We start from the raw sequence: 25,547 nt of genomic DNA on the forward strand, positions 1-25,547 counted from the left end.
ATGGCGGGCCTGATGAGCATCCTGCACAGACGTTTCCTGGACTTCCTTGCCGCGCGCGGCTGGACCGTATTGCCTTCCGAGTCTGTCTCCGCTCCCATGGCTGCGCCGGCTGGCAGCACTGAACACGCGCTGTTCCTGTCTTTGTACACACAGCTGAGCAGCGCGGACGACACGCGCTGGTTCCTGAGCGCGGCCGACTATGCCGGAACCACCGACAGCGCCTTCGGGCAAGACGCCTTTCGCCAGATGAGCCTGGAGGCCGCCCTCGGCGATGCCGACCGGCAAGAGATCGACGCTTTCTGGGCGCGCCATGTGCCAATCTTCATGAGCGTGGGCGACGATTACGAGTTTCTCGCGATCGACCGGATCTCGGGCCGGATCGTACATGGAGTCGAACCGGAGTTCGAGGCGGTCAGCGAGGTGGCCAGCAGTCTTGGTGACCTGTTTGAACAGATGCTTGCGGACGGCGAGGCGGCTGCACTGCTGAGCTGACAGTTCCGGTATATTCAGCCGACTCCCTCCCTTGGTTCCCAGGCCCCTCGATGCTTCGCTCACCGTTTCGTATGCACCGTAACTGCCGCGCCGTGCTTGCGCTTGCCGTCCTGTCCCTTTCGGCCACCCAGGCCGCCGCCACGCCCCGCACCGTCTACGCCGGAACACTGCAAGGCGCTGGCGACATCGTGCTGGAGCTGGACACCGACGCGGCGGCCAATGGCGAATTGACCGGCCGCTACTTCTACGCAAAACGCGGCGTGGACATCCCTCTGCAAGGCACGAGCGAGGCACTCTTCGAGCCCAAGCCCCGCCAGGGAGGCACGTCGGCTTCCAAGCCAGCGGATCAAACCGCAAGCTGGCAAGGCACGCGCGACGCCGACGGCTACCGCGGTCTCTGGACCGACGTCCACACCGGCAAGCAACGCCGCTTCGACCTGAAGCAGGTCGCCCAATACGACACGGCGCAACTGGAAAAGGACCGCAAGCAGGCCCGTGCCAGTCAGGTCAATCTCGGCGATGTCGACGTCCAGGCAGGCATCAATACCGTTCGCGCGCCATACGAAACGCTGAAGCTGGCGGGACACGCCCAGCCCGTTGGCAAGGAGATCGGCCACGGCGTGGTGGCCTATCGCATGTGGCGCGACCCGCGCACCAAGTTCACGTATCCCCGGCTGACGCTCCATCCCGACGCGCAGGTCCTGCAACGCACCAACTATCTGCTGGAACAGCGCCATTGGCAGAAAAGCCTGGGCGCGCTGGACTGCATGGCGTCGGCCTACACCAGCGGCAATCCCGGCGCTGGCACGCTGGGCGGCTTCGATGAGGAAGCGGTGAACGTCACCTGGCTGTCCGGCGCGCTGATGACGGTGACCGAGTCGGGCAGCCTGGACTGCGGCGGAGCGCATCCCTACAACCATTTCGAGCCCTATACCTTCGATCTGCTGCGCGGCGAGTACCTGGACTGGAATCGCGTGTTCGACGCCTATGTGCCGGGCAAGCGCAGCTTTGGCGGGGAAAAGAGTGCTGCCCTGCTCGGGCTGGTGCAACAGGCCGTCAAGGCGGGAACGGAGGCCCCACAGTCCGAGGACCATCCCAATCTGGAAGACTGCGCGGACCTCTGGCCCGACTATCTGGCGCTGGGAGTCCAGGCGCCCGGTGCGCTGAGCCTGTCCGTGTCCGGAGTCGGACACTCGGCGGGCGCTTGCCTGGGCACGCACGCCAGCCTGCCGTTCAAGGCCTTGGCGCCTTATCTGAAGCCGGGCGGACAGGCGTATCTGGTTTCCGACTGAATGGGACGGAGGCTGGTGCGCTTGCCCAGCCTCGGATCAAACACGGCTGGACCGCCCTACTTGCGCTGCGCGAAGTACGCCTGATACCACTTCTGCGTCCTGTAGTCCCCCACGCCACGCGCGAGAGGGCACATCTCGTCTGGGTCCTCATCCGGTCCCAGCCGTGTTCCAACCAGCGTCCAGGTTCGCCTGTCCCGATTGACATATATCTCGGCCTTCCAACCCGCCGTCTGCACGTATTCGCCCGACGGCAATTCCTTTTGTAGCGCCTTCAGCGATTCAGGCAAGGCGTAGCTGCAGAGAGGCTCCCTCTCCAGTCCGTACTCGTCCAGGTCGGGCTTGCCGGGAGAAGCGCCGAAAGCTGGCACGGCGAGCGCCGCGGCCATAAGGGACGTGATGAGTCGGCAGCAGGTATTCATGGGCGGACGTCCGGATATCAGTCGGGCGGCAAAGAGAGGGCACTACTACCGTGCCGCGAGCCCCCCGCCGGCCTGAACCATCGTATGCATGCCGGCGCCACACGCGCAAGCCCGCGCTCTCCCTTGGCGGTCAGGCAAAGCCAACAGCTCAATCCTTTGGATTCATCCCTAAGGATTCTTGACCACCGGCGCGCCCGGTGGCAAGAATCACACGACGATTGCAACGCCAGGAGTGCATAGCGATGCCGATACCACGCTGCAGATTCGCCCCGTTCGCCATGGCGCTCAGCACTCTTGCCGCGGGAAATTCCGCCCTTGCCGCTGAATGGGAACGCGAACGCGATGAGATCGGCTTCTACAAGGAACCGGTGTGCGACTATGGCTTTCGCGTCAAGAGCGCGCTCGTCAATATCGCAAAGCAAGTGCCGACGGGTCTCACAGCGACAAATGCCCAATGGGAGATGGAGGTCTTCAACAATCCCGAATCGAAGAGCTGGACGCTGGTTGGCAAGAGCAGGGCCGGCGATGCCAACCCCTCGAAGCTTTGCCGGATAAGCAGCGGCCAGCAATCGCCATACGAAGAGCAGCCATGGTTCAAGAAGTACTTCGGCAGGTAATTTTGGCTGCGTGCAGAGCCGCTACGCGCTGGAATACGGCGCGTAGTCGGCAATGTCCGCCAGCGGCCAGTATTCGCCTACCAACCGCTCCCGCGGGAACGAGGTGATGTCGGCAGTGCTCAGGCCCACGCTATCCACAGAAATGATCTGCGTCGCAAGCCGGCGATAGCCCGCGCGGAAATGGTTGGCGCCCTTGATGGCGATCAGCTTGTACGCAGTCACGTCGACACCATGCAAAAAGAATGGCTCTTCGTCGTAGATCTGTTCGGCACGCGAGGCGACGATCACGTCCACGCCCTGGATGACCAGGCGGCACATGGCGCCCAGGTCAAACTTCACGCCTTCGAACATCGAGCCCGCGCGATTGACGAAGCGGCCGTCGGTGATGGCCTTTACATAGGCATGCACGCGCAGCGGCTGTCCTTGGAAGCGGCCCTGCTTGGCACCCAGTGACACGCTGATGGTCGCGCCGACGCCGGCCTGGCGGGCTTGCTCGACCACGGACGCATCGTTGATGGACGCGAAGCAGCAGGTGCCGGGCGCGGGTTTGGCGTCCAGGATGGCGCGCAACAGATAGGTGCCGTCGCCAGGCGTGCCGCCGCCTGGGTTGTCCGCGTATTCGTTGACGACGACGGGACCGCGTCCGGCGGCCAGCGCCATGGCGACGCCCTGCTCCGGGCTTGGAAACGATGGCCGGAACGCCTCCCGGTGTTCCCAGATCCATTGCGCGACTTCGTCCGCGCAGCGCTCGGCCAGCTCCTGGTCGCCCGCCGTGGTGCAGACCACGGCCGGACATGGCGCGGCGATATCCGCAAGGGGAAAGCCGTGGAACCAAGAACAGTCGATGACGCCCGGTAGCGCGGCCAGCCTGGCGCACACGGCGTTGACCTCGGCTGGAATAAAGCCTTCCTGCGTCGTGACGATGTAGGGCAGCATGGGCAAGCGACGCATGACGGTTAACGGCTTCAGGCGCCCGCCGACGATATCGAGCAACAACGCCACCGCTTCGACCGCCCGGTCGTGAAAGTCGGTATGCGGATATAGCTTGCAGGGCAAGGTCAGGTCGCACGCCTGCCGCATGGCCTCGGTCATATTGCCATGCAGGTCGTAGACGGCGGCGATGGGCACATCGGCGCCGACCAGTCGGCGGACCGCCAGGCAAAGATCGCCCTCGATATCCTCGATGCCGTCGGCAACGCCGGCGCCGTGCAGCGCCAGCAGCACGCCGTCCACCGGCAAGACGGCGTGGATGCCGTCCAGGATCCGGCGCTTCATCTCGGCATAGGCCTGGGCCTCGATCGTGCCCGAGGGCGTGGCCTGGCCGACGTAGGTGTAGACCAGTTCGGCCCCGGTCTGCCTGGCGCCTTCGATGAAGCCGCCGACCTGGTGATTCGATCTGTCGAAGGCTTGCAGTATCTCGTCCTTGCCGTATTGCTCGAACGCGCGCAATGGCGTCTGGCCGGCGAACTCGGCGGCATAGGTGTTGGTTTCATGGATCAGGCCGGCGACGGCGAGTCGCGGCGCAGTGGCTTGAGTGCGTGCCATGGTGTGTGTGCCTTGCCTTCAGCGATTGACTTTCTTGGGATCGAAGCTCAGCGCGATCAGGGCGCTGACCAGGAGCGAGCCGGCGATGATGTAGATGGCGGGCGCGGTGCTGTGGTAGATATCGCGGATCCAGCCTATCAGGTAGGGACTGACGAAACCGCCCAGATTGGCCAGGCTGTTGATGATGCCGATCGAGGCGGCCGCGGTGGCGCCGCCCAGGAAGGCGGTGGGCAGTGTCCACATGATCGGCGAGAAGCTGATGATCCCGGCGGCGGCCACGGAAAGCGAGATGACGGCCAGCGTCAGGTTGGTGCCCGCGGATACGCTGGCGACCAGTCCCGCCGCGCCCAGCACCAGGATGAAGACCAGGTGCCAGCGGCGTTCGCGGCGCAGGTCCGAGCTGCGCCCGACCAGGATCATGGCCACCATGGCGACCAGATAGGGAATCGCGCTCAGCAGGCCGATGCGCAGGCCGCCTTCGGCGCCGGCGTCCTTGATCAAGGTGGGCAGATAGAAGCCCAGGGTGTACAGCGCCATCATTGCCGGAAAGGTCATGGCAACGATTTTCCAGATGCGCGCGTCGCGCAGCGCCTGCAACAGCGGCATGTGCTCGCGGCCCGCGTTGTCGGCGGCGATGTCGTGTTCGATCAGCTTGCGCTGTTCCGGCGTGAGCCACGCGGCATCCTGGACGCGGTTGGTCAGGATCAGCAGCACCCCGATGGCCAGCGGAATGGTGGGCAAGGCTTCCAGCACGAACAGCCATTGCCAGCCCGGATGCCCGCCGACCAGATGGAATCGCTCCATGATCCAGCCCGACAGCGGGTTGCCGATGAGGCCGGCCACCGGAATGCCGGCCTGGAAAATGGCCGTCATCTTGGCGCGGCGGCGATTGGGAAACCAGTAGGTCAGGTAGAGGATCACGCCGGGGTAGAAACCGGCCTCGGCCACGCCCAGCAGAAAGCGCACCGTGTAGAACTGCCAGGGCGCGGTGACGAAGGCCATGATGCCGGACAGGATGCCCCAGGAGATCATGATCCGCGCGATCCAGAGGCGCGCGCCCACGCGGTGCATGATCAGGTTGCTGGGCACTTCGAACAGCATGTAGCCAATGAAGAACAATCCCGCGCCCAGGCCATAGGCGGCCTCGCTGAACTGCAGATCGGCCAGCATGTTCAGCTTGGCGATGCCAATGTTGATGCGGTCCAGGTACGCGACCACGTAGCAGAGCATCAGAAAAGGTATGAACCGCAGCGCGACCTTTCTGTAGGTCGCGTCTTCAAAGGCTTGCTGGTCCGGGCGCGCGGCGCGGCCGGCGTGGATGGTTGCACTTCCGCTCACAGGTTTTCTCCTCGGTATTTGGTTTTTTGTGTGCTGCGGCTTAGGCCGCGCGACGCTGGCTCAGCAGCCTCGCGTGGTTCTGGAAGCCGCGCAGCGCTTCAGGCGGCACCAGCGATCCGCCGGTAGCCCAGATCACGTGCGTGGCTCCAGACATCTCGATGCCTTGGGCATAGGCGCGTCCGGCGGCGGAGCCGTCGAGCCAGCCTGGTCCTGAAACCGCGGCGGCGGCCGACGGTTCGACCTCGACGCCCAGGGTGTCCTTGAGCGCAAGCAGGTTCAGGTAGAGCTCGTCATCCGACACGGTGAAGACGCCGCCGAGCTGGGGCCGCATCAGCGAAGCCACCAATTCCGATGCCTGGCCCACAGCCAGGCCGTCGGCTTCGGTGCGGTTGTCCAGGCCGATGTCGTACACCGACACGGGGCCGTTCGCTTCCGACGCAAGCTGCACCAGAAAGCAAGGCGACGCGACGGGTTCGGCAAAGAAGCAATGCACGTGAGACCCGAATAGCGCCTTCAGGCCATGGCTGATGCCGCCGGGCGCGCCGCCCACGCCGCAGGGGATGTACACGAACAGCGGATGCCTGGCGTCGACCACGCGGCCCGCTTCGGCCAATTGCCTGGCCAACCCGCGAGCCGCGGCGGCATAGCCGAAGAACAGCAGTTCGGATTGTTCGTCGTCGACGAAATGGCTGCGCGGCGCGGCCAATGCCTGCGTCCGCCCTGCCGCGACCGCCTCGGCGTAGTCGCCAGCGTGTTCCACCACGCGCACGCCACGCTTGCGCAGCCGCTCCTTCTTCCACTCCTTCGCATCGGCGGACATGTGGACCACGGCATCGAATCCCAGCGCGGCCGCCATGACGCCGATGCTCATGCCCAGGTTGCCGGTGCTGCCCACGGTCACGGCATACTGGCTGAACACCGCGCGGGCCTGCGGCGTCGCCAGGACGCGCCGGTCCGTCGCCGCATCCTTGAGCAAGCCATGCTCCAGCGCAATGGATTCGGCTATGGCCAATACCTCGTGAAAGCCGCCACGCGCCTTGATCGATCCGGCGACAGGCAGCTCGTCATCACGCTTGAGATACCAGCTGCCCGACGCGGCGGCGCCGCCCAGCGCCTGTTGCAGCGGCTTGGCGAACATCAGCCGGGACTCGATATGCCCGCCCGAGGCGCCAAGCTCGGGAAACAGCGCGGCCAGCAGCGGCGCGCAACGCGCCAGGCGGCTTTCCGCCTCGTCGATCAGGTCCAGCGATGGCGCCGATGCGGGCAACGGCCCGCCCCTTGCGGGGTTGAGCCATAGCAAAGGCGTTCTTGATTGAAGATTTTCTAATAGCTGGGGATTGAAATCGGCGGTCATCATGGGCTTGCGAGTTGATGGTTCGGCGCAAATCGTAGATTCCGCAGGCGTGCAAGAATAGCGATCATTTCTAATTCAGCCATTAGCTTGACTTATGTCTGTCCATTTCGACTCCACCCTGCTGGGCGCCCTGCGCTGCTTTGACATGGCCGGCCGCCATCTCAGCTTCACCCGGGCGGCGGCGGCCATGAATCTCACGCAAAGCGCGGTGAGCCAGCAAATCCGTCAGTTGGAAGACCGCCTGGGCTACCTGCTGTTCGTGCGCCAGCAGCGCGGACTGAAGTTCACGTCCAAGGGCGAAACGCTATTCGCGACGGTCAGCCGCGCGCTTGCCGATATCCAGCAGGAAATCGAGCGGCTGGGCCTGCCGGCGTCCGCGCTGCAGGTCAATTGCCTGCCGTCCTTCGCGCTGCAATGGTTGATGCCGCGCCTGACGGAATTTCATCGCTTGCAGCCGGATGTGTCGGTGCGGCTGAAGGCGGAGTTCCAGCCGCTGGACCGCAAGCTGATGGAGGAAGAAGACATAGACATCGCCATCCGCTATGACCCGGCGCACTACAGCCATGTGCAGGCGGATGCCTTGCTGGACGAGTATCTGCTGGTGGTCGCGACGCCCGAGTACCTGGCCGCGCACCCGGCGTTTCGCGCCGGCAAGTCCATCGATGGCGTCGAGTTCCTGCACGACGCCTCGCCTTGGGTCGGGGCTGCGGAGTTCATCGAGTGGCGCACCTGGATGCAGGCGCACCGGCCCGGATGGATCCGCCACCTGGAGGGCCCTCAGTTCAACCTGGCCAGCCTGGCCATCGGCGCCGCGCTGAATCATCAGGGCGTAGCAATCGGGCGCAGCGCGATGGTCTACGACGAGATCCGCAGCGGACGGCTGGTCGACGTGTTCGGCAAGCACGCGCCCGCGCCGGCGCGCTATGTGCTGCTGTCGCGCCGGCCTGAAGAGCGGCGCACCCGGATCTTTTCCGACTGGCTCAAATCCGAGTGCCGCAACTTCGACGACCAGCGCTCGGCGCTGATCGGGTGCGCGCGCGGGTAGCTCTCCGCTCAGAAGCGATACGCCACGCCTGCGCTGAACGACCTGCCGTTGCCGGGCAGGAAGATCGGCATCGCGGGCGTCGCCGTATTGCGGATGGCGTAGCTGCTGGCATAGGTCTTGTCCGTCAGATTGTCGGCCTGCACGTAACCGCTCCAGTGCGCGTTGTGCTCGTAGGCGACCTTGAAACCCAGCAGCGCATAGGCGTTCTGCTGCGTGCCCGGCGCGTTGGCGTGGTTGGTTTCGGTATCGCTCATCAGCCAGCGCAGATTGGGACCAAAGCGCCAGCCGCCCAGACGGTACATCACCTCCGCGCTGAGCAGGTGACGCGGCACGCCGGCGATGCGGTTGCCCTGGTACTCGCCACTGCGGAAGCGGAAGTCGCTGAAGGTGTAGGCGATGCGGTAATCGAACAGGCCGTCGCCCGGCGCAGGCAAACTGCCGTTGATGCCGGCTTCGATGCCCTGATGGCGGGTGCGGCCGGCGTAGTTGTAAGTGCCTGCCGGCGTGCCGTTGGCGTTGGTGACGGACATGAGTTCGTCTTCGACGTTGCTGCGGTACAGGGACACGGTCCAGTTCAGGTCGCGGCCAGCGACGAGGACCGTGCCGTCTCCGCCGATTTCATAGGTCAGCGCGCGCTGCAGGTCGAGCTTGCTCATGGACGTGACCGCGGTGGCCGGGTTCATGGGCGCGGGCACTTCGCCATTGACGATTTCCCAGAAGGTGGGAGCTTCGTTGCTGCGGCTGATGTTGGCGTACCAGCGCTGGGCGGCGGCAGGCTGCCAGATGATGCCCAGGCGCGGCGTAGCGTAGTTCCAGTCCTGATCCAGGGTCTTGCCGCTGTTGCGTTCGCGCGCGTCGCGCACGGCCTGGGTGTACTTGAGGTCGCCGATCAGGCTCAACTGTTCGTTCACATGCCAATCCAGGCCGACCAGCGCGCTGCGGTTCTCGGCCTTGAGGTCATAGGCGCCGAAGCGTTGCAGACGGCGGCCGTCGGCGGGTCGTATGGCGTAGAAGTCGCGGTCCATGTCGCTGCGCTGCCAATCGAGCGCGACGCGGTAATCCACGCTGCCGGCCTTGCCGGCCAATTGCCAAACCAGGCCGTAGGTATCGCCGTCCGTGACGTTGGCGACCTGGGGATTGGTGAAGTCATCGTTGGTGCGCTGCCAATAAATGCCCGCGGTCTGGTTGAGCGCGTCCGTGCCCCAATAGCTGCGGTTAGCGATGCGGAACTGGCTGGTGTCGCGGTGCGGATCGCGCTTGTACACATTGTTGGCCAGGTCCAGCGGCGTAGTGCCGTCGCCCAGCACGCTGCGCGGATCCTGAAGCATGCGGGCCTTGGGCACGGGTTGGGGAATATCGAACTTGAGGTCCGTGTAGGACAGGTAGGTGCGGTTTTCAAAGGTGCCGCGGCGAAAGCCCAGGTTGCCTTGGAAGCTTGAGCGCTCGGACGAAGAATGGTGGCGGTAGCCGTCGGACTTGTCATAGCCGAAACTGAAGCGGCCATCCATGCGCTCGCCTTCAAAGCCCTTGGATAGCGTGAGATTGCGGGTGCCGAAGCTGCCGGTTCCCAGGCGGATGACGTCGCTCTGGGTGCCGGTGAGAGACTGGAAATCGACCTCCCCGCCCAGCGTGGTCGCGCCCGGCGACAGCGCGTTGGCGCCGCGCCGCACCGTGACCAGGCCGGCGTTTCGCGGTTCCAGCAGGCTGATGATGAAGGAGCCGTCGGCATCGTTGAGCGGCAGGCTATCCTGCATCAACAGGATGCCGCGACTCAAGGGATTGCTCTGGATGCCCGAACCGCGGATGTTCAGGCGCGGCTGATCCAGCCCGCCGAAGAATTCCTGCACGATGACGCCGGGCTGATAGTCCAGCGCGTCGCGCAGGGTAATCAGGCGTACCTCCTGCTGCGGCTGGGCCAGATTGGTGCCGCCGGGCACGGTCTGCAGTTCGGCCTCGGCCTGCTGCGGACCGGGGTCGAGGGCGCGCGTCAGGGATTGACCCGATACGACCACAGGCGCCAGCGAGGGGACGACTTGGCTGGCCGGGGCCACGCGGAGCTGGCCGGCTTCCTGGGCAAGGGCGGTGGACAGGCCGAGGGCGCTGAGAGTGAGGCTGGACGCCAGTTGGCGCAGGACGGGGGACGTCATGGGAATGCTTCCGCGTAGAGCTGAATGGGCTGGGTTACCAGGACAGATGGAACATGGCTTTGGCCAGCAAGACGATGCCGGCCATGTGACAGAAGACGCTGATGTGCACGCGCCTGCGCAGCGCGCTGTGCAGACGCTGGCGCCGCGCCAGCGTCATGGCCGTGACCACATGGACCAGCACGCTGGCGGCGAGCGCGATCTTGATCGACAACAGCAGGCCGAAGGACGAACTACCGGGGCTGGCAAGCGCGCCGCGGTACTGCCAGGCCATGCCCAGGCCAGCCAGGTACAGCACGGCTACCGCCCAGGGCACCACGGCGCGCACGCGCGGGCCAAGCTGGCCGCCCAGCGCGCGGCGCACGTCGGCAGGCAGGCGCTTTTGCACCGGTTCCAGAAACAGCACCTCGAAGGTCACGGTGCCCACGAAGACGAAGGCGGCGCACAGGTGCAAGACGAGCAGAAAGGGATAGGTATTCATGGAGAGTCCGCTATCGAAAAACAGGAAATCGGGTTGGACGCATGCTTCAGGGCTGCCCGCCCGCCGCCAGCAGCAGCTCGCGCAAGCGTTCCGCGTCGGTGTTGGGAATGCCGCCCGGCGCGCCATTGCCGGAAGACTCCAGCGGACTCTCCAAAGCGATGGGCGTGACGTTCCCCCGATGCACCATGACGCAACGGTCGACCAGTCCCAGCAGTTCCCCTGGGTCGTGGCTGATGCACAGCAAGGCCGCGCCGCTGCGGGCCAGTTCCTCGCCGCAGCAAGCGGCGAGCTGGCGGCGCAACGCCGGGTCCAGCGCGCTGAAGGGCTCGTCCAGCATCAGCAGGTCTGGGGTCAGCGCCAGGGCGCGGGCCAACGCGACGCGCTGCGCCATGCCGCCGGACAGCTCGCCTGGCCAGGACTGCATGGCGGCGTCCAGCCCCACTCGAGCCAGCCATTGCGCGGCCAGGGCGCGAGCCTGGCGCGGCGCGTGTCCGGCCCCGCGCAGCGGCAAGGCGACGTTGTCCAGCGCGTGCCGCCACGGCAACAGGCGCGGTTCCTGGAACATCAGCAGGGGATGGCGAAAGCCATTGCGCAAGGTTCCGCCGCTGGGCCGGACCAGGCCGGCCGCCAGGCGCAGCAGGCTGCTCTTGCCGGCGCCGCTGGGGCCGATCAGCCCCAACCGTTCGCCGGGGCGCAGGCACAGGTTCACGTCCTGCAGCACGGTCTGCGCGCCGTAGCGCAGCGACAGCGATTGCATCTCAAGCATGGCTAGGCTCCATCCAGCGGCCCAACCGGCGCTGCAAGGGTTGCAGGAAGGCGAATTCCAGCAAGGCCACCAGGCCCAGGATTAGCAGGACCCAGGCGAACAGTTCGGCGGTGTCGAAGGTGCTGCGGGCGTTGGCCAGCGCATAGCCCACGCCATTCTCCGCGCCCAGCACTTCGGCCATCACCACCAGCCGCACGCCGCCGCAGGCAGCGATCAGCAGAGCCGCCAGCAGCGGCGCGCTGAGGGCCGGCAGATACAGATGGCGCAAGCGCAGCCAGGGGCCGTAGCGGTAGACGTGGGTCATCTCGATCAGCTTGCGGTCCACGTGCAGCATGCCCTTGACCGTATTGACGTACATGCCGGGCGCCATCATCAGCGTCGTAATGAAGATCACCATCGGCGACCCCAGGCCGAACCACAGCATGGCAAGCACGACGACCACCACCGGCGGCATGGCCATCAGCAGCCAGCGCAGCGGTTCGATCAAACCGCGCAAGCGCGCGCTATGTCCGGCCAGCACGCCCAGCGCGAAGCCGATGGACGCACCCGCCAGCACCCCTATGCCGATGCGCATCAGGCTGACGCCTGCGTTGGCGAAGAACTGTGGGCTGCGCACCAGCGGAACGACAGCGCGCAGCGCTTCCCACGGCGTGGCCATGAGCAGCGGACCGAGCTGGCGCGCAGCCACATGCCAGGCCAGCAAAAGCAGCAACACGCCGGCCGCGCTCCAGGCGCGCGAGGTCCGCGCAGATGCCCCGACGGCAGGACCTTTGGAATAGGTGTTCATCGGACCCTCATGGTCCGTAGAAGCCAACGGGTGGCAGGCCGCCCCCGATGGCTTGCGGAAAACGGCCGGCCAGCAGGCGGTACAGTGCCTCCAGTTCGGGGCGCGCGTCGCGGGCGCTGCGGCTCTGCAGGCGCGTGCCGCGGATGGCGGTCTCGATGGCCGCCAGGGGCAGATGCGGCAGATGCTCGCGCACCAGCGCGGCGCAGTCGGCGGGATGCTCGACGCACCAGCGCGCGGAGGCCGCGTAGGCCTGGTCCACGGCGCGGCACAAAGCCGCATCGCCCGCCACGCGGGCTGCCGCCATGACGCCGGCCTGCGGCAGCGTGGGCTGCGCGGGAAAGGCAGCGCTCCAAGCCTGTTCCAGGCTTTGGCCGCGATGCAGCGCCGGCGCCCCTGCGGTCTGTTCAGCCCGCCACAACAGCAGCGAGGCCATGGGCTCGACCAGCAGCGCCTGCCCTGCCTGGCCATTGAGCATCAGCGCGATGGCGTCCTGTCCGTCGCGGGTACGGCGCAAGGCGACCGGCGCCAGGCCGCGCGCGGCATGCGCTTCCAGCAGAGTATCCAGCAGTACGGCCGGCAGATCGCGCTGAAAAGGCGCCACCAGTTCGCGGCCGGCCAGATCGTCGAAGGTCTGCACCGCCGGATCGCGGCTGACCAGCCACAGAATGCCCCATACGGAGATATTCAACAGGCGCACAGGCATGCCGCGGTTGTGCAGCAAGGCCGGCAGCGTGCTGGGAGCGGCGCTGAAGTCCAGCTCGCCGTTCACCAGCAGCGTGCGCAGTTGATCCGGCGTCTGCCACAGGCGGAAACGTAGCTGCCCGGCGTGATCCGCCAGCGCGCCGGTGGCCGCCATGTGCATCAGGGGATAGCTGACCACGGCGCCGGGGCCTGCCAGCGTCAGGACGGTGCGGCGATCCGGCAATGCCGCACGCAGGGTTCCCGCCCCGGGCAAAAGCGCAGTTCCCAGGGCAGCCGCGCAGAAGCGGCGGCGCATGTGCAAGTCGTTCATTGAATTTCAAATAAGAATTGTTATCGTTTAAGATTCTCCCATTCACACTGAAAGACCCAGAATGACAAATATCAATCTGGCCGGCGCGGCCGTAGTGGCATTGCTGGCAAGACATCCGCTGCTGCACGGCCTGCCCCCAGGCATGGACCAGGAAGTCGCGGCCGACCTGCTGCGCGGCGCCAGTCCGCTGCGGGCCGAGGCAGGGCAGATCCTGTTTGGCGAAGGCGACGAAGCCTCCAGCTACGTGCTGATAGAAAGCGGCCAGGCCGAGGTCATGCGCTACAGCTACAACGGCGACGAACGCGTATTCCGGGTCTTCGAGCCGGGCCAGTTGATGGCGGAAGCGGCCATGTTCATGCCTCACGGCCGCTACCCCATGCAGGCTCGCGCCCGCAGCGCCCTGCTGGGTTGGCGCCTGGGCCGGCGACAGTTGCACGATGCTTGCCGCCGCTGGCCGGATCTGGCGCTCAAGCTGCTGGCCGCGCTCAGCAAGAGCCTGTACGACCAGGTGAACAAGGTCGACTGGATGACTTCCAGCTCGGCGCCCGAGCGGCTGGCCAACTACCTCATGGGCCTGCATGAGCGCCAGGGCGCCGCGCTGACGCTGCCGCTGAACCAACGCCAGCTTGCCGCTCACCTGGGCATCCGCGCCGAAACCTTGAGCCGCCTGCTCAACGACTGGCAGACGCAGGGCTACATCAGCGGCAAGCGCCGCCAATGGGCAGTGCATGACTCGGCGCCTCTGGCCAGGCTGGCGACGACGGCGAAGCGGCCGTTCTAACGGTTGGCCGGGCTGGGCCGGCGCCGCGCAGTGGCCTGTGATGACTCCAGCCGCGGCGCCAATGACTTTCGTCATCGGCGGCGCGGCGGTGCGCGTCGGACAATGCGGGCAGATCCTCTCCCCCGCTCCCATGTCCGAATCCGTTCCTCCCCTTGCGCCAGTTCCGGCTGCGCTCCCGATCACCGAAGCAGACATCCGGCAACTGGTGCACCGCTTCTATGCGCAAGTGCGCCAGGACCAAACGCTGGGTCCGATATTCAATTCCCGCGTGGCGGACTGGGACCACCACCTGGACCTGTTGTGCGATTTCTGGTCGGCGCTGCTGCTGGGCACGCGCCGCTTCAAGGGCGCGCCTATTCCCGCGCATGCGCGCATCCCGGATCTTTCATGGCCTCTGTTCCAGCGCTGGCTGGCCCTGTTCCATGGAGTCACCGCCGGGCTCGGCCGGCCGGCCTTGCAAGCCCAGGCCGACGCCATGGCCAAACGCATCGCGGCCAAGCTGTGGAGCGTGTGGCAGCAGCGCCAAGATCTGCCGAGCCTGCCCGACTCGCTGCCTGAAGGCGTGCGGCCCTACCGCGACAGTCCGGTGTTCACGCCCGACAACCTGCCGGCTGGCTTGCGCGCCGCGCACACGACCAAGGCCGGCACCTGGGGCTTGTTGAAGGTGCACGCCGGCGTGCTGCGCTATACGCTGGATGATCCGCCGCACGCCGTAGCGGTGCTGACGGCCGGGCAGCAAGTGCTGATAGAGCCGCAGGTGCGGCACCATGTGGCGTTCGAACTACCGGGCAGTTTTCAGATCACGTTCTGCCGAGCGGACGGCCCGGAAGACGCCGCCTGACCGGAATCGCAGAGGCGGCGCCGCCGCGCCGCACTCTTCCGGGCTCCCTTTTCTTCAGGCGGCTGCGGCGCTCAAATGTTCATAAAGAATCGCCGCCCCTATCCCCATCAGCGCCATCCCGCCCAGGATCTCGGCCCGCTTGCCCGCGACGCTGCCCAGCACGCGTCCCAGCATGACGCCTATCGTCACCATCAGGGTAGTGGCCAGTCCGATGGCAATGGCTGCGACCACGATGTTCACGTCGACGAATGCCAGCCCCACGCCCACGGCCATGGCGTCGATGCTGGTGGCGAAGCCGGTTGCGGCAAGCAGCCAGAAAGAATGGCGGGTGACGGGTTCGGCATCTTCGTCCTCTTGCTTGAGGCCGTTGCGTATCATCAGCAAGCCCAGGATACAGAGCATCGCGAAGGCGATCCAATGGTCCCAGGCAACCACATACCTGGCCGCAACGGAGCCCAGCGCCCAGCCTATCACTGGCGTGATGGCTTCGATCACACCGAAGATCAGCCCTGTGCGCAGGGCTTCCGGAAATCGGGGTTTATGCAGCGCGGCGCCTTTGCTGATGGCCGCGGCGAAGGCGTCCGTGGACATGGCGAACGCGAGAACGATGATGGCGATGGCATTCATTTGAGGAAAGATCCAACTGGGCGGAAACGGCACGGATCCTCCGCGCCGCCCAGCGTCGCGCGAAAAATCCGTGGTCTCGCCAAGCGTGAATGCCGCTTGCGCCATGGCCGGAGTAGCCAAGAATGTTGACGCAAGCCCCCGCGGAACTGGCCGCGGGGAGGCTACTCCCCAAAGAGTAAAGGCAGTCTAGCAGAGCCTGCCGACAGGTGTGTTACAGCGCTATTCCCCGCGTATCCCCGCCTTCTCGATCACCTCCTTCCAACCTTTCGCCTCTCTGTCCACCCAAGCCTCGGCCTGCGCCTTGCCCGCGAACGGTCCGCGCATGCCCAGCACGGCCATGCTCTGCTGGAACTCCGGCATGACATAGACCTTGGCCAGCGTATCTTCCCAGACCCGCGCGATTTCCTTGGACGTCCCCTTGGGCGCCATCACCAGGAATGCAAACGACACGTCATAGTTCTTCAGCCCGGCCACACCCGATTGCGCCGCGGTGGGGACTTCAGGCAGGTCGGCGTCCCGTTCCTTACCCGATACCGCCAGCGCTTTCAGCTTGCCGGCCCGCACATGCGGCAGGACCCCAGGCGTGGCGAGAAAGGCGGCCTGTATCTGGTCGCCCAGCAAGGCATTCACAGCCGGAGCGTTGCCGCGATACGGCACGTGCGCGACTTCCATGCCAGCTGCGAGCCTGAGCTTTTCGAAGGCGAGGTTGCCGGGACTGCCATAGCCGGCGGAGGCATAGGTGATGCGATTGGCTTTGGCGTAGCGCAGGAATTCGTCCAGCGTGTTGATGCCGAGCTCGGGGCGGACCGCCAGGGCCAGGCCGAAGGAGCCGGCCAGGCTCAGCGGTTCCAGCCGTTGGGTGACGTCCTTGTCCAGGCCCTTGAAGATGTAGGGATTGACGGTCATCAGCGTGTCCAGCGTCATCAGCAGCGTGTAGCCGTCTGGCGCTGCCTGGGCCACGGACTGCGCGCCGATATTGCCGGAAGCGCCGGAGCGGTTTTCAACGACGATGGTCTGGCCCAGGATCTTGCCCGCGTGCTGGGCGATGGCGCGGGCTTCGAGGTCCAGCGGACCGGCGGCCGGGAAGTTGACGATGAGTCGGACGGGACGCGCGGGGTAATCGGACGCCATGGCAACCGAGGTTCCGGCCGCGAGCAGCGCCGTACAGAACAGCAAGGACTTGATCATGCTTTCTCCTGGGTGGCGCCGACCCCGAGGCCGGCACCGTTGCGGGGCATCAGGCAATGGCGCTGGGATGCGGACTGGTCTCGGCGTGGCGGATCATGCTGCGCGACAGCTCCATCAGCAATTCGGCGCGCAGCGCATTGGCGGCGGGGTCGTCCCACAGATTGCGCAGCTCGTGGGGATCTTCGCTCAGGTCATAGAGTTCGCCCCAGGCCGCATCGGCATAGACGCTGAGACGGTGGCGCGCGGTCTGCAAGGTACGCATGCGGGTGCGGCCGGGAAAGCCGAACATGGTGCGCTGGCCCTCTTCCTCGATCAGCACCGCATCGCGCACGGTGTCGGCCTCGCCAGACATGAGGGGCAGCAGGGACGCGCCCTGCATGCCGTTGTAGGCCGGCAGGCCGGCGCGCGCCAGCACGGTGGCAGCGATGTCGGCCGTGGAGCACAGCGCCTGGCTGCGCGGCGAGACCGGAGCTGCCTGCGGATCGCGCCAGATGAACGGCGTGCGTATCAGGCTCTGATAGTGGATCGGCCCCTTGAGCAGCAATTGGTGGTCGCCGAAGTAATCGCCATGGTCGCTGGTGAAGATGACGACGGTGTTGTCGTCCAGCCCGTTCTCGTGCAGCGCCTGCATAACGCGGCCTATCGTGGCGTCGATATGGCTGATGGAACCGTAGTTCAGCGCAATCGCCTCGCGCGCCTCGCGCTCGGTGCAGGCAAAGATCGCAGGCGTGTGCTTGACGGCCTTGCCCTGGTCGCGCTGCTGGTGCATCCAGGCCACGTGCGGCGGCGGATGATGGCCCGGCGCGGCGCTGGCATGGAAAGATTCCGGCAGGATCACGTCGTCAGGCTGGTACATGTCCCAGTATTTGCCGTGAGGCGTGTAGGGATGGTGCGGGTCGGGAAATGAGCACTGAATGAAGAAAGGCTTGCCGCTGGCGGCATGCTCGCGCAGCTGCGCGATGGTCTGGTCGCCGACGTACGCGGTGGTGGAGCATTCCTCAGGCACGCGGGTGCGCCAGGCCTGGTGATGTTGCGTCAGCACAAAGCCAGGTGCGGGCAAGGCGTGTTCAGGGCCCCACAGACACCGCGCTTCGGGGTGTTCCCGCGCCAGCCAGCGCTCGTAGTGGCCCCAAACCTGGTCACCGTGGTCCACCGCCAGCGCCACGCGCTCGAAGCCATAGAACGGCATGTCAAGGTCATGCCTGGGATCCGTGCGCCATAGCGGCCCCCATTCCTGGTCGTAGTTGCCGGGCTCGGCGGTCCAGGCCTCGCCGCGAGCGCCATCACCCGCCGGCGGCCAGATGGCGGGCTTGCCGGTCATGTTCTGCAAATGCGACTTGCCGATCAGCGCGGTGGCATAGCCCGCGCCGCGCAGGCGGTCAACGAAGGTGGTGGCGCGCTGCGACAGCGGAATGCCGTTGTGGCGCACGCCATGCACCGAGGGCATGCGGCCGGTCATCAGGGTGGCGCGGTTGGGCATGCAGATGGGCGACGCCACATAGAAGCGGTCCGCTGACCAGCCCTGCCCCGCCAGCGCGTCCAGTTCCGGCGTGCGCAGCATGGCATTGCCATAGCTGCCCAGATGGTCCGCGCGCTGCTGATCCGTGATGAATAGCAGGAAATTCGGCTGCATCGTGTCTCCTCGCCGCCGGCTTTGCGCCGGCTTGGCTCTGTTGTCAGGCCATTATGTGCAGGGGAGGCATAAATTGATAATGAATTAATATTACCGAGCCATAACCGTGAATTTATGTCTAAAGGACGCACGCATGGACTGGACCCACCGCATCCGCCTGCGCCACCTGGCCATCCTGGTGCGCCTGTGCGAAACCCGCAACCTGAGCCAGGTCGCCGCGGAACTCAACATCACGCAGCCCGCGTTGTCGAAGTGGCTCAAGGACCTGGAAGAAGACATCGGCCTGACGCTGTTCGACCGTCACGCACGCGGCATCGAGCCCACGCACTACGGCCTGGAATTGCGCACTCACGCGCGCGAGATCCTGGGCAAGCTGGGACGCGCCCAGGACACCATGGCGCAATTGGCCCGCGGCGCCACCGGCACGCTGGCGGTCGGCGTCACGCCCAACATCGCGCCGGTGCTGCTGCCGCCCAGCATCCAGCGCTTCCGCGAACGCTATCCCCGTGTGCTGCTGCGCCTGACAGAGAACACGCTGGACTACCTGCTGCCCTTGATGCAGGAAGGCACCTTCGATGTACTGGTGGGGCGTCTGGAGCAGCACTCGCTGCCGCGCAACCTGCACTACGAAGAGCTGTACGGCGAGCCCATCTGCCTGGCCGTGGGTACAGCGCACCCGCTGGCGAAAAGGCGCAAAGTGACTTGGCAGGATGTGCAGGAGTATCCCTGGATCGCGCCCGGCGACTCGACGCCCATGCGGATCCGCATCGATTACGAACTGGCGCTGGCCGGCCAGCCCACGCCCTGGCATCAGGTGGAATCGTCGTCGGTACTGGTCAATGTGGCGCTGCTGGAGGGATCGGACCTGGTGCTGCCGATCTCGGAGCGGCTGGCACGGCATTTCGCGAAGCAGCACATGATCAAGGTACTGCCGCTGCCGATGCGCAGCCGGGGGATCACAGGCATGGTGTGGCGCGATGCCGCGCTGGCATCGGAGCATGCGGCGTACTTCATGGAGTGCATGCGGCTGGCGCGGTGACCGTCATGGAAAATGGCAGATAATTCACGGGACTCGCCGCCGCGGATCCAATGGCGGACGCGCCGGCGCACGGCCGGCCCTGAACGGAAATTTCCATGACCCAATCCGAATACCAGATCGAACTGCTGCGCATCCTGCGCGCCCACGGCGCCGCGGCCAACGCCACGCTGGCGGCGCTGATCGCCGCCCTGCCGCCCAAAGCGCGCGAGATCCACTTCGTGGTGTTCCCAGACCAGGACGGCGAAGGCACGTTTTCCGTGGTTGCCAGTCTGGAAGGTCCGGACCTGTTCGTGCTCAACAAGGCCATCGAAGGTCACCGCTACCTGTTCGACGTCCGCCATACGGAAGACGGCATCGAACCCGAGGTGCCCCTGTTCGCGTCGGACGAAGCTGGCTTCAACGTGCAGGACGTCATCGTCGACACGGCGATGCAGTGGGTGGCGGAACTGTGGGCAGCCAGCGGCCAGGGCCGTTCGCCGCTGCCCGGGCTGGCGTATGGGGAAGAAGGCTACGGAACGCGCGAGCCGCTGGTATTGCCGGCATAGGCTGCGTCGGCTGCCCTTATCGGGCGTACAGCTCGTCGCCAGCGCGAACCGCGCTCACCAGGTCACATAGAACATGGCCTTGGCCAGCACCACGATCAGCACCATGTGGCAGAACACGCTGACATGCATGCGCCGGCTCAAGGCCCCGGTAAGGCGCTGGCGCCGCGCCAGCGTCAGGGCGGTGGCGACATGGACCAGCACGCTCAAGGCCAGCGCGATCTTCAGCGACAGCAAGAGGCCGAAGGACGAGGCGAACGGATCGGCCAGCGCGCTGCGATACTGCCAGGCCAGGCCCAGGCCGGCCAGATACAGCACCACCACCGACCAAGGCAGCACGGCACGCACGCGCGGCGCCAACTGGCTGCCCAGCGCACGGCGCACGTCAGGCGACAGGCGCTTGTGCACGGGCTCCAGGAACAGCACCTCGAAGGTGACGGTGCCGACAAACAGGAAGGCGGCGAGCCGGTGCAGAATGAGCAGCAAGGGGTAGGTGTTCATGGCTGCGTGTGGGAAAGACCATCAGTCAGGATTGTCTCATCCGCGCCGTTCGCTGCAACATGACAAACATCAAACGTCCCCTGCTGGCACGGGACGCTCCCCCGACGCCTGACTCTCACCGCCCCCGCAGCCCCGTTCAGAACTTGTAGCTCACCTTCATCCAGACGTTGCGGGGCGTCCCGTAGTTGTAGCCGTTGTAGCCCCCCAAGCCACTGTAGTAGTACTTGTCGGTCAGGTTTTCCACGTTGACGGAAGCGGAAACATGCTTATTGAAGTCATAGCGCGCCATCAGGCCAAACAAGGTGACGCCGCCCTGGGTGGCGCGTCCCAGGCCGCTGGCCTCGTCGTAGTAGATGCTGCTCTGGTAGCTGACGTTGCCGCCGACCGTAAGCTTGTTCCACTCGCCCGGCAGCCGGTAGCTGGCAGCAAGGCGGAACAGCCGCTGGGGCGTGCTGGGCAGCAGCAAGCCGCCTTCGGCGTCGCGCTTGGCAAAGTAGGTATAGCCGCCCATCAGCTGCAAGCCGGGCGCCACTTCGCCGGCCAAGGTCAGCTCGAAACCCTTGCTGCGCGCGCCCTTGACCGCGCGGTAGGGCGTGCTCCCGTCCGGCAGCGGTGGGCTCGACGGGTCCTCGACCGCGACGTTTTCCTCCTGGGTGCGGAAGATCGCGAAGCTGGAGTTCAGTTTGCCGTCCAGGTGTTCGCCCTTCAGGCCGATTTCATAGTTCTGCCCGGTCTGCGGCGGCAGCACCACATTGCTGGCGTCCCGCGATGTGGTGGGAATGAAGATCCGGGTATAGCTGGCGTAGGCGGAGAAGTCCTTGCTTACGTCCACGACCACGCCGGCATAGGGCGTGAAGACGCCGTTTTCCTTGGCGGTCGGGTTGGTGGTCCAGAGATTGGCGGGGCCGTTGTAGGACGATGAATTTTCTTCGTACCACGTAGTCCGGGCGCCGAGTATCACCGACACCGGGTCCGCAACCTTCAGCCGCGCCGAACCATAGATGGCGGTTTCCTTCGCATCCAGGAAAGTGTTGAAGAAGGTGTAGGGCATGGACGGCTTGGGGACGTCGCGCAGCTCGTAGAAATTCACGGGGCGGCGGTCCCAGCCGGCAGGGTTTGCCGAATTCAGATTGAGTTCGCTGGTGTAGCGGTTGTAGCTCATCCCCAACACGGCGCGGTGTTCCCTGCCAAACGCCTGGAATGGCCCTTCGGCGTAGATGTCGAAGGATTTGTTGGTCGAGTCTGCCGGGTTGTCGCGCAGTTCGATGGTGGAGGCACCCGACGGATCTATGGGCCGGTACGCCAGCAGATAGCCCCAGGCCGCTCTTCTTTCATTCTTCAAGCGGCTGGCATCCATCTTGATGTGCCAGCCGCTGCTGAAGCGATGGTCCAGCGTGGCGAATATCCGGTCCGTGTACATGTCCCATTGACTCCAGGGCGTCACGGGATTGAAGGATCGGGGAAGATTGGTACGCGTGCCGTCGCTGTAGAACAGCGGCGCCTGGCCGAAGTTGGCGCCGTCGATGGCGGTCTTCTGGTGCTCGTAGCCCAGGCTGACCGTGGTGCCCGGCAGGATGTCGGCTTCCAGAATGCCATAGAAGACATCGTCGGACCGCTTCTTGTAGTCGATGAAGCTGTCGCCCGCAGTGCGGGCGGCAACTACCCTGGCGCGCAGCGTGCCGGCGCTGTTCAGCGGGCCGCCCAGGTCCACTTCCGCGTTGTAGCTGTTCCAGCGGCCGACGCCGGCGGTGACATGCCCCGCGAATTCCGATGTGGGGCGCTTGCGCACCAGATTCACCGAACCGCCAGGCTCGCCCACGCCGTTGAGCAGGCCCGCCGCGCCGCGCACGACTTCCACCCGGTCATAGATGGCGGTGTTGATCATGCCCGCTTCGGCGGACGGCGTTTTGAACGACAGCGTGGGTACGCCATCGAGCATGGTGTTCAACGCGAAGCCGCGCGAAGTGAACTGCACGCGCTCATCCAGCCGGTCGACGGCGATGCCGGGCGTCTGGCGCAGCACCTCGTCCAGCGTGTTCAGGTTCTGGTCGTCCATCTGCTGGCGCGTGACGACGCTGATGGATTGCGGGGTTTCGCGCAGCGACAGCGGCATGCGGGTGGCGGCGCTGGTCGCCGGCACCGTGTAGGAGCCCGTGCCTTCGGAGGGACCTTCGTCGCCCGCGCCGGTGACGGTCACGGCGGGCAAGGCCGTGATCTCGCTCTGCGGCAGTTTGCGCAGGGTATAGCCGCCGTCGGCGCGGCGCGCCGGCTCCAGGCCGCTGCCGGCCAGCAACTGGCGCAGCCCGTCCTCGAAGCCATAGCTGCCGCGCAGTCCGGGCGATTGCAGGTCGCGCGTCAGGGCGGGATCGAACGACAGCAGGACGCCGGCCTGGGCGGCGTAGGCCGAAAGCGCCGCGCTGAGCGGTCCGGGCTCGATGGCCACGCTGATCTGCCCGGCAGGCGCCTGCGCATGAGCAGGCGACATTACCCCGGCCAACGGCAGCGCGAACGCGCCGGCCGCGAGCAGTGCAGGAAGGGAAACGCTTGCGCGCAACGGGGGAAGCTGACGGGGCATGACATGCACTCCAGATATTGGTCTTATCCTCGTAGCCAGATAAGACGCAGAAAGTGCTAGTCGCCGTTACAAAATAGTCTCGCCGCGCGGCACCAGCGACACCCAGTAACGGGTGCGATAGCGCAGGCCGAGCTGCAGGGTGTCCGCCACCGTGGCCAGCACCCGGTCGGGTTCGGCCAGCGGGAAAGCGCCGGAAATGGGCAGATGCGCCACTTCGGGCGCGCAATCGATCCAGCCCTTGCGGTAGCGTTGCAATTCGCGCAGGAATTCACTCAAGGGCATGCTGTCGACCTGCAGCATGCCGCGCTGCCAGGCTGAAGGATCGCCAACCAGCGCTTCGGCGCCGTCGATATGCCCGCTGGTGAAGCGTAAGCCCATGCCCGCCGACACGATGCGCGCCGCATCCGCGGGCGCCCCCGGCAACGCCACGCGCACGGCCCCTTCCAACACCTGCACCGCCGATACGCCGTCGTCGCGCCTGACCACGAAGCGCGTGCCCAGCGCGGTGATGCTGCCTTCGCGGGTACGCACGATGAAGGGCCGCGCAACCTGCTGCGGGTCTGGAGACGTTTCGATCAGGATTTCGCCGCCGTGCAAGGCAATCAGCCGCTGCTGCGCATCGAACAGCACGTCCATGGCCGTGGCGGCATTGAGCACTACGCGGCTATGGTCCGCCAACAGCACCTCGCGCCGCGCGCCGACCGGCGTGCGGTACTGCGCCACCCAGCCGCGCCAGGCCTCATCGACCTGGGCGTAACCGATAGCCCCGCCGGCGCCGATCAGCACCAGCAGCTTGCCCAGCGCGGCCCGGCGGGCGGATGAGCGCGGCCGCCCCAGCACCGGCAGCATGCCCTTGGGCAGCGCCTCGAAACGGCGCGTCAAGGCTTCGGTGCGCTGCCAGGCGCGCTCGTGTTCGGGATCGGCCTGGCGCCAGGCCTGCCATGCCTCCCGGTCCGCCTGGCTGACGGCGCCCGAGGTCAGCCGCAGAAACCATTCCACCGCGCCGTCCAGCGCTTGCGGGTCGATGCGCCCTGCTTCGCCGGCGCTCATGGCGCGAATTCCAGGCATTGCCGCAGGGCGCGGGCGATGTACAGCCGCACCGAGCCGACCGACACCCCCAAGGTCTTGGCGATGTCCGCGTGTGTCAGGCCTTCAAGCTGGCAAAGCAGGAATGCGCGCCGCACCGCGACGGGCAAGCCGTCCAGCATGGCATCGATCTCGCACAAGGCTTCAAGCGCCATGGCGCGCGACTCGGGCGACGGCGACTGCGCTTCGGGCAGGTGCGCCAGCGTTTCCAGATAGGCGCGTTCGAGATCCCTGCGCCGCAGGTGGTTGACCATGAGGCCGTGCGCGATGGTCGCCAGATAGGAGCGCGGCTCGCGGATGTCGCCAGGTTCACGACGGGCCAGCACACGCAGGTAGGTGTCGTGCACCAGGTCGGCGGCGTCGCAGGCGCATCCCAACTTTTTACGCAGCCAGCCCTGCAGCCAGCCTTGATGTTCCTGGTACAGCGTGTGCAGGGGATGCCGCGGAGAGGGGTCGGAGGCGGCCATGAAGACGCACGGTTATAAATGAGAATAACTATAATTTACAATATTGTGCCCGCGCCGGGTGAAATGACTGCGCCCGGCCGCTGTCTCCAGGGGCCGGGCGCAATCGGGCTATCCAGGTGGAGCTGGCGTCTTACTTCTTCGACGCGTCCTGCTCCACCACCATGTCCAGCACATACACCTGCTTGGGCGCGTCCGCCGGCGGGTTCTTCCAGTCGTAGCGCTTCACGCGCAGCACGGTGCGCACGCCGTCCTGGTGCTGGAAGCCTTCGATGGACTGATACAGCGGATGCCACTTGTCCTTGGTCGGCTGCTGCACGCCGGCTTCGTTGTAGCGGCGTTCGCGCACCATCAGGCATTGATAGTTGGGAATCAGCGGATGGCTGCACTCGGTCTTCTTCGCGGCCACTTCCAGGAACATGATTTCGCCAGCGCTGCCGTACAGGGTCTCGGGCGTGGGTTCACCGACAAACTTCAGGACGCTGCCGTCCTGCGCGACCAGTTCCAGCCCGGGTTCGGAGGCGTGTCCACTGAACGTGGCGCGCAATTCGCCCTTCATGCGCTGGCCGATTTCGGCGTCCAGACGCATCAGGCTTTGGTCGCAGGCCTTCATCGTCGACGCAAGGTTGGCCACCTGCAGCACGCCGTTCTTGTAGGTGTAGCCGCCAAACTGCGCATTGCAGCCGCCGCGGATGTTCAGGGCGTCCTGCGAGAACGACAGGCGCAACTGGTGTTCGACGCCGGCCTGGAGCGCGGCAATGGGCTTGCCAGCCGCGTCGGTGGCGGAAGCCAGGCGCCAGTAATAGGCGGGCAGATTCACGTCGGGACTGGCGGGCGTAGTGGCGGTAGTGGGCATGGAGGACGATCCTTCACGGGGAGAGGAGGTCGGAGCGCAAGCTTGCAGCAGCGCGGCGCATACGGACGCAAGGAGGATGGTTTTCTTCATGATTCGTTCCTGTCAGCCGGATGGCACTGATG

At 65.8% G+C, this 25,547-nt stretch carries 25 protein-coding genes and 1 riboswitch; of the genes, 8 read left to right on the top strand and 17 right to left on the bottom strand.

From position 1 onward, the window contains the following. Positions 1-12 precede the first annotated feature (12 nt). Entirely contained in the window at positions 13-492 is a 480-nt protein-coding gene (locus AC6LKD_RS07900; RefSeq protein ID WP_498115752.1) for a hypothetical protein, read from the top strand. Between the two features lie 71 nt (positions 493-563). Beyond that, positions 564-1,784: a hypothetical protein gene (locus tag AC6LKD_RS07905; protein WP_498115753.1), complete on the top strand. Its 1,221-nt coding sequence runs from the start codon at positions 564-566 to the stop codon at positions 1,782-1,784. A 56-nt stretch (positions 1,785-1,840) separates the two neighbouring features. Here the strand turns inward: AC6LKD_RS07905 and AC6LKD_RS07910 are convergent, their stop codons facing one another. Then, a complete protein-coding gene (locus tag AC6LKD_RS07910) occupies positions 1,841-2,203 on the bottom strand; it encodes a hypothetical protein (protein ID WP_498115754.1) in 363 nt (120 codons plus the stop codon). Positions 2,204-2,445: 242 nt separating this feature from the next. On the opposite strand from AC6LKD_RS07910, the gene AC6LKD_RS07915 reads away from it, so the two are divergent. Next, positions 2,446-2,820, top strand: coding sequence for a hypothetical protein (locus tag AC6LKD_RS07915; protein ID WP_498115756.1), 375 nt, complete (start codon positions 2,446-2,448; stop codon positions 2,818-2,820). A gap of 21 nt (positions 2,821-2,841) precedes the next feature. Here AC6LKD_RS07915 and AC6LKD_RS07920 read toward each other — a convergent pair whose 3' ends face one another. The 3 genes from AC6LKD_RS07920 to dsdA are packed head-to-tail and all read right to left on the bottom strand — an operon-like array spanning position 2,842 to position 7,060. Continuing rightward, positions 2,842-4,365 carry a M81 family metallopeptidase gene (locus AC6LKD_RS07920; protein ID WP_498115757.1) on the bottom strand — a complete coding sequence of 508 codons (1,524 nt, stop codon included), beginning with the start codon at positions 4,363-4,365 and terminating at the stop codon, positions 2,842-2,844. Between the two features lie 18 nt (positions 4,366-4,383). Then, positions 4,384-5,703 carry an MFS transporter gene (locus AC6LKD_RS07925; RefSeq protein WP_013392027.1) on the bottom strand — a complete coding sequence of 440 codons (1,320 nt, stop codon included), beginning with the start codon at positions 5,701-5,703 and terminating at the stop codon, positions 4,384-4,386. Between the two features lie 40 nt (positions 5,704-5,743). Beyond that, positions 5,744-7,060: a D-serine ammonia-lyase gene (dsdA, locus tag AC6LKD_RS07930; RefSeq protein WP_498115758.1), complete on the bottom strand. Its 1,317-nt coding sequence runs from the start codon at positions 7,058-7,060 to the stop codon at positions 5,744-5,746. A gap of 91 nt (positions 7,061-7,151) precedes the next feature. On the opposite strand from dsdA, the gene AC6LKD_RS07935 reads away from it, so the two are divergent. Continuing rightward, positions 7,152-8,102, top strand: a complete 951-nt coding sequence (locus AC6LKD_RS07935; protein WP_498115760.1) for a LysR substrate-binding domain-containing protein — start codon at positions 7,152-7,154, stop codon at positions 8,100-8,102. An 8-nt stretch (positions 8,103-8,110) separates the two neighbouring features. Here the strand turns inward: AC6LKD_RS07935 and AC6LKD_RS07940 are convergent, their stop codons facing one another. The 5 genes from AC6LKD_RS07940 to AC6LKD_RS07960 are packed head-to-tail and all read right to left on the bottom strand — an operon-like array spanning position 8,111 to position 13,292. After that, on the bottom strand, positions 8,111-10,249 hold the full coding sequence (locus AC6LKD_RS07940; RefSeq protein WP_498115762.1) for a TonB-dependent receptor family protein: 2,139 nt from the start codon (positions 10,247-10,249) through the stop codon (positions 8,111-8,113). A 34-nt stretch (positions 10,250-10,283) separates the two neighbouring features. Then, positions 10,284-10,727: a CopD family copper resistance protein gene (locus AC6LKD_RS07945; RefSeq protein ID WP_498115763.1), complete on the bottom strand. Its 444-nt coding sequence runs from the start codon at positions 10,725-10,727 to the stop codon at positions 10,284-10,286. 46 nt (positions 10,728-10,773) lie between these two features. Then, positions 10,774-11,493: an ABC transporter ATP-binding protein gene (locus AC6LKD_RS07950; protein WP_498115765.1), complete on the bottom strand. Its 720-nt coding sequence runs from the start codon at positions 11,491-11,493 to the stop codon at positions 10,774-10,776. Beyond that, positions 11,486-12,280 carry an ABC transporter permease gene (locus tag AC6LKD_RS07955; protein ID WP_498115767.1) on the bottom strand — a complete coding sequence of 265 codons (795 nt, stop codon included), beginning with the start codon at positions 12,278-12,280 and terminating at the stop codon, positions 11,486-11,488. Before AC6LKD_RS07955 ends, AC6LKD_RS07950 begins: the two co-directional genes overlap by 8 nt. Before the next feature lie 7 nt (positions 12,281-12,287). Then, positions 12,288-13,292: an ABC transporter substrate-binding protein gene (locus AC6LKD_RS07960; protein ID WP_498115769.1), complete on the bottom strand. Its 1,005-nt coding sequence runs from the start codon at positions 13,290-13,292 to the stop codon at positions 12,288-12,290. Positions 13,293-13,353: 61 nt separating this feature from the next. On the opposite strand from AC6LKD_RS07960, the gene AC6LKD_RS07965 reads away from it, so the two are divergent. Both AC6LKD_RS07965 and AC6LKD_RS07970 read left to right on the top strand, forming a co-directional pair. Then, positions 13,354-14,073: a Crp/Fnr family transcriptional regulator gene (locus AC6LKD_RS07965; protein ID WP_013392019.1), complete on the top strand. Its 720-nt coding sequence runs from the start codon at positions 13,354-13,356 to the stop codon at positions 14,071-14,073. Between the two features lie 61 nt (positions 14,074-14,134). Then, positions 14,135-14,914, top strand: coding sequence for a TehB-like domain-containing protein (locus AC6LKD_RS07970; protein ID WP_498115771.1), 780 nt, complete (start codon positions 14,135-14,137; stop codon positions 14,912-14,914). 54 nt (positions 14,915-14,968) lie between these two features. On the opposite strand, the gene mntP is transcribed toward AC6LKD_RS07970, so the two are convergent. The 3 genes from mntP to AC6LKD_RS07985 all read right to left on the bottom strand — a co-directional run bounded on the left by mntP (position 14,969) and on the right by AC6LKD_RS07985 (position 18,362). Continuing rightward, a complete protein-coding gene (gene mntP / locus AC6LKD_RS07975) occupies positions 14,969-15,541 on the bottom strand; it encodes a manganese efflux pump MntP (protein ID WP_041655105.1) in 573 nt (190 codons plus the stop codon). Between the two features lie 6 nt (positions 15,542-15,547). Beyond that, a riboswitch (yybP-ykoY riboswitch) is annotated at positions 15,548-15,723 on the bottom strand. Positions 15,724-15,760: 37 nt separating this feature from the next. Then, a complete protein-coding gene (locus AC6LKD_RS07980) occupies positions 15,761-16,729 on the bottom strand; it encodes a Bug family tripartite tricarboxylate transporter substrate binding protein (RefSeq protein WP_498115773.1) in 969 nt (322 codons plus the stop codon). Positions 16,730-16,778: 49 nt separating this feature from the next. Then, positions 16,779-18,362 carry a sulfatase family protein gene (locus tag AC6LKD_RS07985; RefSeq protein WP_498115775.1) on the bottom strand — a complete coding sequence of 528 codons (1,584 nt, stop codon included), beginning with the start codon at positions 18,360-18,362 and terminating at the stop codon, positions 16,779-16,781. 133 nt (positions 18,363-18,495) lie between these two features. Between AC6LKD_RS07985 and AC6LKD_RS07990 the strand changes: the two genes are divergently transcribed. Continuing rightward, positions 18,496-19,401: a LysR family transcriptional regulator gene (locus tag AC6LKD_RS07990; protein WP_498115777.1), complete on the top strand. Its 906-nt coding sequence runs from the start codon at positions 18,496-18,498 to the stop codon at positions 19,399-19,401. A gap of 95 nt (positions 19,402-19,496) precedes the next feature. Further along, the gene (locus tag AC6LKD_RS07995; RefSeq protein WP_013392013.1) at positions 19,497-19,946 is read left to right on the top strand and encodes a DUF6389 family protein; all 450 of its coding nucleotides are present in this window, start codon (positions 19,497-19,499) and stop codon (positions 19,944-19,946) included. Positions 19,947-20,000: 54 nt separating this feature from the next. On the opposite strand, the gene AC6LKD_RS08000 is transcribed toward AC6LKD_RS07995, so the two are convergent. The 5 genes from AC6LKD_RS08000 to AC6LKD_RS08020 all read right to left on the bottom strand — a co-directional run bounded on the left by AC6LKD_RS08000 (position 20,001) and on the right by AC6LKD_RS08020 (position 25,425). Continuing rightward, on the bottom strand, positions 20,001-20,444 hold the full coding sequence (locus AC6LKD_RS08000) for a CopD family copper resistance protein (RefSeq protein ID WP_498115779.1): 444 nt from the start codon (positions 20,442-20,444) through the stop codon (positions 20,001-20,003). Between the two features lie 136 nt (positions 20,445-20,580). Next, complete coding sequence (locus tag AC6LKD_RS08005) at positions 20,581-23,019, bottom strand: TonB-dependent siderophore receptor (RefSeq protein ID WP_498115781.1); 2,439 nt, start codon at positions 23,017-23,019, stop codon at positions 20,581-20,583. A gap of 66 nt (positions 23,020-23,085) precedes the next feature. After that, positions 23,086-24,069 (bottom strand): FecR domain-containing protein, encoded by a 984-nt coding sequence (locus AC6LKD_RS08010; protein ID WP_498115783.1) that lies wholly within the window; start codon positions 24,067-24,069, stop codon positions 23,086-23,088. Continuing rightward, positions 24,066-24,572: a sigma-70 family RNA polymerase sigma factor gene (locus tag AC6LKD_RS08015; RefSeq protein ID WP_492274929.1), complete on the bottom strand. Its 507-nt coding sequence runs from the start codon at positions 24,570-24,572 to the stop codon at positions 24,066-24,068. The genes AC6LKD_RS08010 and AC6LKD_RS08015 overlap by 4 nt, the downstream gene beginning before the upstream one ends. Before the next feature lie 130 nt (positions 24,573-24,702). After that, positions 24,703-25,425: a DUF4377 domain-containing protein gene (locus AC6LKD_RS08020; RefSeq protein WP_492274962.1), complete on the bottom strand. Its 723-nt coding sequence runs from the start codon at positions 25,423-25,425 to the stop codon at positions 24,703-24,705. Between the last annotated feature and the right edge of the window lie 122 nt (positions 25,426-25,547).

This window comes from Achromobacter sp. D7-1, assembly GCF_059760445.1.